Raw genomic sequence first — 6,393 nt, 5'->3', positions numbered from 1 at the left:
TGAAGAGTATGAAAAGTATAAAGTTCAAATGATAAATGAGAAAAGTAAAGTGCAAATTGACTTTGAAAAAGTTGTTGCATCTTTAGGGGATAAAAAATAATGAAAAAAGATATAGAACTAAAACACCATCAAACACTTGAAGAGATAAAGCAACTTGATAGTTACACAGATAAAGCAACCGCTATGTTTACTATTACTCAAACAGAAGAAAAACTCAAAAGTGACAATATCCAAGGTAAAACAAAAGCCAACCAAACTCACTATGAAGTAGGCAAAAAAGTAAGAGAAACTATAAAAGAACTTGGTGGAACTATGCCAGAGAATTTACCAACTCCAAAGACAAGTGTAAGTAAGATAGAAAAGTCACACAAAAGCCTTGAGGATAAAAACCATGAGTAAAATCAAACAAGGCTACAAGCAAACAAAAGTTGGGATTATTCCAGAGGATTGGGAGGTTGTGAAGTTAAGTGAAATTTTCTCTAAATCATTTTACGGTACTTCAGATTCAACAAATGAAATTGGAAAATATCCTGTTTTAAGAATGGGAAATATGCAAAATGGTACATTAGATTTAAAAGATTTGGTTTATCTTGATTTAGTTGAAAAAGAATTTAAAAAGTATCAACTTAAAAAAGGTGATATTTTACTTAATCGAACAAATAGTTATGAGTTGGTTGGAAAAATTTCTTTGTTTGACTTAGATGGAGATTACCTATCTGCTTCTTATATTGTTGCATATAGACCAAATTTTAAAGTATTAAATTCAATTTTTATTAATAATTTATTGAATACAACCTATTTTCAGGACAAAATAAGAACTATTGCAACTAAAGGAGTGAGTCAAGCGAATATAAATCCAACATCATTTAAAGAAGTTATTAATATCCCACTCCCACCCCTAAAAGAGCAAGAAAAAATAGCTGAGATTTTGACAACTTGGGATGAAGCCATCACCAAACAAACCGAGCTTTTGAGAGCAAAAGAGCTACAAAAAAAAGCACTTATGCAAAAGCTTTTAAGCGGTGAAGTTCGTTTTAGTGGGTTTAGTGATGAGTGGGAAGAATTAAGATTAGGAGAGATAGGAGAATTTAAAACAAGTAGCATTGATAAAATAATTAATGAAAATGAAAGGCTTGTCAATCTGATTAATTATATGGATGTTTATCGTAACAAGCATATTGATAAAAATTTTAGATGCTCAAAAACATCACTTAAAGAAGAACAATATGAGAAAGTTAATCTGAAAAAGGGTGATATATTATTTACTCCATCATCAGAAACACCAGATGATATTGGACATTCAGCCGTAATAATCGAAGATTTACCAAATACAGTATATAGCTATCATTTAGTTAGATTTAGACCTAAAAAAAGTATTGATTTAAAATTTAGTGGTTATGTGTTTAATAATATAGATATATTGAAAGAATTTGCTAAGAGAGCAAATGGAAGTACAAGATTTACATTATCAATTAAAGATTTTAATGAAACAAAAGCAAAATTTCCATCACTTCCAGAACAACAAAAAATTGCAGAAGTTTTAAGCCTTGCAGATGATGAGATAAATCTTCTTAAAAATGAACTTGAAGAATTAAAACTTCAAAAAAAAGCACTTATGCAAAAACTATTAACTGGACAAGTGAGGGTTAAGGTATGAGTGATACAAAAATAAAATATTTTATCGACTACTGGAGAGATTTAACCCATAGTCATAATAGTATTGAAAGTGAATTCGTTCATTCAATTTTATATAATCCAAAGGAATTATTTAAAGAGTTTATTGAAGAGATTGAGAGAAAAAACTTATCTAACAATGATAATAAAAAGTTTTTTCAAGACAAAACCAATGAATTTGCTAGATTAAATTTAAATGTTTTGAATTTTATTAAGCCAACACTTACACTAATACAACAACAATTTAGTAAAAAAGATGATTATAGCTATCTTCTACACTTGCTGAAAATGATTGTAGTGAAGCTTGAAGACTTTTCTTTAGGTAAAGAAGCTGTTAATGAACTATCTCAATTATTAACTGAAGAAGAAAAAATAGAAAGAGAGAAAATCAAACACTTAACAAATATTATAATATTTGAACTCATCCATAAAAAGTATTCATCTAAAAAAATTATACAAATTATCGATGATATTTTTTCTAAATATCAAACTATTACAAATGAAAGGTTATATTCAAATTTTCCTCATAAACTTACATGTGATAATTGGGAAGTATCTAGCAGTGAATTTATTCAATATCAAAGTGATCTAAAAAACTATATTGATAATTTAACATATAAAGAAAGAATTCAAGCAATTTCAAATTACTTTGATAAGGAGCCAGAAAAATTAAGATTTGTTTTTCAACTAAAAGGTTTAAAAGGGGATGATGTAAATATAAAGATAGGTAATGTTCAAATATATAATCCCAAAAGCACTAGATTATTTAACAATCCAACTGAACATTTTAATGAGTTGTTTGAAAAAGAAATCAAAGATAATATTTACTACTGTAATGGTGCAGTGGAGCTTGATATTGTAGATGGAGAATATGCAAAACAGGAAGCTTTGCAAATACTTGAAAATACTTTAGACCTTATAGCCTCAAGATATACATATTATAAAGTTCCTATTTCCATAAACTCTATGAAATATTATATTATAGATAATGACGGTAATAAAAAAGGCTCAGGTTCTAGTAATACTTGGGAATATTTAACTTATCAAGATGCATTGGAACTCGATAGTTCAAAATATAAAGAATCTATTTTTTCCAAACCTATGAGTAAAAATCTTCTTGAAATTGATAAAAAAATTTTAGAATCAATGCACTGGAAAAGAAAAGCTATTGAATCTAATGAAAATAATGAGAAAATTTTATGGCACTGGGTTACTTTGGAAAATATTTTTACAAAACATTCTCAGAGTACTCCAAAGACAATTTTTGAAGTAGTTTCCAAAATGTTGGCAAAAAAATATATGTTCGATTTTGCTTGGAAACATTATCATAAACTTAAAGACATTACTGCAAACACCGCACCACTACATCATTATAGAATAGAAGTAAATTTGCCAAAAACATTAAAAGATTCTATTGGATTAAATGTTGCAGAGGGTGAAACAATCTATTTAAAAAACTTTATAGATAATATTGAACAAATTAAAAGCTATTTAGATAAAGAAGAGTTGTTTTATGAACAACTAGATTTTTTAAATTTGGTATTTAATGATTCAAAAGAATGTTTAAAGTTGATAGAAAAATTTGAAAAAATATTTTTCGAAAAATTAGTTTATATCTATAGAGTTAGAAATAAAATAGTTCATAATGCACATAGTGAATCAAGTCCTATCATTAACTATTATGTTGATTTTATTGAGATGGTTTCTGCGATTTGTATTAATACTTTCATTCAAAAAAGAGCTAAATTTTCATTGTCATCATCTGATGAAATCATCAATAATATTATTTACGATTATGATGAATTTAAATTAGAGTTAAAAGATATTGGTATTGGTGTTTTATTAAAATAGAATGGAGGGAAGTATATGAATTTTGAGATAGAATTTTTGCCTGTTGGTAATGGAGATTCCAGTGGAGATGCAATTGTTATAAGATATGGGGAAAATAATAATTATAAAGTTATGGTTGTTGATGGAGGTACAAAAGAGTCAGGAGAAGCTTTAGTTACACATATTAAGACCCATTATAATACTAATTTTGTTGATTTTATTGTTAATACTCATCCTGATCAAGACCATGCTTCAGGTTTAAGTGTTGTTATGGAATCTCTTGAAGTGGGAGAACTTTGGATTCATAGACCATGGAATTATACTTCTGTAATTATTGATTATTTTAAAGATCAAAGAATGACAGAAGAAAGTTTGGAAAAAAGGCTAAAAGAAAAATTTTCTGCCTCATATTCACTTGAAGAGATAGCTCTAAAAAGAAGGATTCCAATAAAGGAACCATTTCAAGGACAATGGATTGGTCATTTTCATGTTATGTCTCCTAATATAAATTGGTATTTGCATGAACTTATTCCAGATTTTAATAAGACTCCAATAAAGAAAGGCTTGGCAGAGTCTAGTTTTAGAGATTTCATTATGGAAGGAATAAAATCAGTATTTGAATCTATGTCTTTTGAAACATTGAAAGAGGATGGAGAAACTAGTGCAGATAATGAAAGCAGTGTAATTTTATATGCCCATTTTAATGAAAAAGGCTACATGCTTACTGGTGACGCTGGAATAAAAGCTTTAAGCCATGCAAATGAGTATGCTAAGTCAAAAAGTTTGGATTTAGCTTCAACTCTAAGATTTATACAAATTCCACATCATGGAAGTAGAAGAAATGTTTCACCAAGTATCTTAAATGAAATATTAGGTAGTAAAGGTCAAGAAGAAAATAAGACAGCATTTGTATCTGCTGGGGAATATGCAAAAAAACATCCAAGACAAGTAGTTGTAAATGCATTTATCAGAAGAGGATGTAAAGTAATTTCTACAGAAGGTAATACAATTAAACATCATCATAACATGCCAAAAAGAGATGGTTGGGGACCTGTTGAAGCTTTAAAATTTAAGGAAGAGGTTGAAGATTATGAATAATTTATATTTTAAAATTATAAGATTATTAGGAAAAAATGAATATGAATTGAAAGCTCGTTATTTTCCTGCTTTAATATTTACTTTATGTCTTGAAATAATGATTGTTTCAAAATATTATCCAATTTTAGGGTTAGGGTATTTGGATATATTAAAAATTCCACTCATTATTTTTACTTCTTTGTTTGTAGCTTTATTACCAAAATTTTGTGGAGCAATAATTTCAGGATATTTGCAAACAATTTATTGGGATAGATATGGAAATACAACAATAAAGTATATTAAAAGAAGCACAAATAAAGTTTACCAAAGTCTATTAAAACAATATGATAATGAAGAACAGTTATTATCTGATATGTTGAAAGTAACACGAGGAGATAGGTTACTTTTTTCTAAAAATATTATTTATGGTTTTATGAGAAATTTTTCATTTCTTGTTTTATGTCTTCTTGTTATTAATTATATTTATTTCGATTATTTTATTAAAGAAAATTTATTTTTATTACTGTTTTTAGGAATATGTTTATATATATCTAGTCAACGTTATTCAGAACAAATTCTTAAAAGCTATGTTGAATTGAAACAATAGGATAAATGGTATGAGTAGTATAGTCAAATCTTTTTCGGTTGATAATGGTGATATGTTTTACATAAAACATGCTAGTGACAATTTTACGGTAATTGATTGCTTTTTAAAAGATGAAAATAAAGAAGCAATTACATCAGAAATAAAAGAAGCAAAAAAATACAAAAGCATATCAAGATTTATTTCAACACATCCTGATGAGGATCATATTAAAGGATTACAGTTTTATACTGAAGAAGTTGGTGTTGATAATTTTTACTGTGTAAAAAATAAAGCAACAAAAACAATTGAAACTACAGATTTTGAAGAATATTGTAGATTGAGAGATGGAGATTCAGTTTATAATATTTATAAAAATTGTACAAGAAAATGGATGAATCAAAGTGATGATGAACGAGGCAGTTCAGGAATAAATATTTTATGGCCAAATACATCAAATGAATTTTTTATAACAGCTTTGAAAAATGCAGAGAATGGTGAAAGTCCTAACAATATTTCTCCTATCATAGAATATAGATCATTTGGTGGCGCAAAATTTTTATGGATGGGAGATTTAGAGACTGAATTTATGGCAGATATTGAAAGTGATATTAAAATGCCTGTTATAGATATTTTATTTGCTCCTCACCATGGACGAGATAGTGGCAAAATACCAGAGAGTTGGTTACAAGAGATTTCACCTCAGATAATTATTATAGGAGAAGCCCCTTCTGAACACCTTAATTATTATAAAGGTTACAATACTATTACTCAAAATTCAGCAGGTGATATTACTTTTGAAATTGAGAATGGGAAAGTTCATATTTATGTGTCAAAACAAAATTATTCTGTAAATTTTTTGACATACGAAAGTAAAACAAATAATTATGGATATTATATAGGAACTTTACAAAATGAAACTACAAATTAACGAATCGCAAAATATAGAATTTAAACAAACTTGGAGAGATGAGTATATCAAATGGCTCAGTGCATTTGGCAATACTGATGGTGGGAAACTATATATTGGTGTAGATGACGATGGCAAAATCAAAGGCATTGATAATGCCAAAAAACTTCTTGAAGATATACCAAACAAAGTACGAGATATCTTAGGCATCATGGTAGATGTCAATCTTTTGCAAGATGAAGATAAAGAGTACCTTGAAATCATCACTGATAAATATCCATATCCTATAAGCTATAAAGGTTCATATTACTACAGAAGT

7 protein-coding genes are annotated in these 6,393 nt (G+C 27.8%); all 7 read left to right on the top strand.

The genetic code is table 11. From position 1 onward, the window contains the following. Positions 1–99 precede the first annotated feature (99 nt). Complete coding sequence (locus tag IQC44_RS11210; RefSeq protein ID WP_198306448.1) at positions 100–399, top strand: hypothetical protein; 300 nt, start codon at positions 100–102, stop codon at positions 397–399. Further along, positions 392–1,657, top strand: a complete 1,266-nt coding sequence (locus tag IQC44_RS11205; protein ID WP_198306447.1) for a restriction endonuclease subunit S — start codon at positions 392–394, stop codon at positions 1,655–1,657. Before IQC44_RS11210 ends, IQC44_RS11205 begins: the two co-directional genes overlap by 8 nt. After that, entirely contained in the window at positions 1,654–3,525 is a 1,872-nt protein-coding gene (locus IQC44_RS11200; protein WP_198306446.1) for a hypothetical protein, read from the top strand. The genes IQC44_RS11205 and IQC44_RS11200 overlap by 4 nt, the downstream gene beginning before the upstream one ends. A gap of 15 nt (positions 3,526–3,540) precedes the next feature. After that, on the top strand, positions 3,541–4,602 hold the full coding sequence (locus IQC44_RS11195) for a ComEC/Rec2 family competence protein (RefSeq protein ID WP_198306445.1): 1,062 nt from the start codon (positions 3,541–3,543) through the stop codon (positions 4,600–4,602). Next, positions 4,595–5,188 carry a hypothetical protein gene (locus tag IQC44_RS11190; RefSeq protein WP_198306444.1) on the top strand — a complete coding sequence of 198 codons (594 nt, stop codon included), beginning with the start codon at positions 4,595–4,597 and terminating at the stop codon, positions 5,186–5,188. Before IQC44_RS11195 ends, IQC44_RS11190 begins: the two co-directional genes overlap by 8 nt. A 10-nt stretch (positions 5,189–5,198) precedes the next feature. Further along, positions 5,199–6,095 carry a ComEC/Rec2 family competence protein gene (locus tag IQC44_RS11185; RefSeq protein WP_198306443.1) on the top strand — a complete coding sequence of 299 codons (897 nt, stop codon included), beginning with the start codon at positions 5,199–5,201 and terminating at the stop codon, positions 6,093–6,095. Then, on the top strand, positions 6,079–6,393 hold a 315-nt coding region (locus tag IQC44_RS11180; RefSeq protein WP_198306442.1), incomplete at its 3' end, for an AlbA family DNA-binding domain-containing protein. The genes IQC44_RS11185 and IQC44_RS11180, both read left to right, overlap by 17 nt.

The sequence above is a fragment of the Arcobacter vandammei genome, from assembly GCF_016106035.1.
GTDB lineage: Bacteria > Campylobacterota > Campylobacteria > Campylobacterales > Arcobacteraceae > Aliarcobacter > Aliarcobacter vandammei.
Note: the sequence above shows the minus strand (reverse complement) of the source record. Positions and strands in the feature narration are given on the sequence as shown.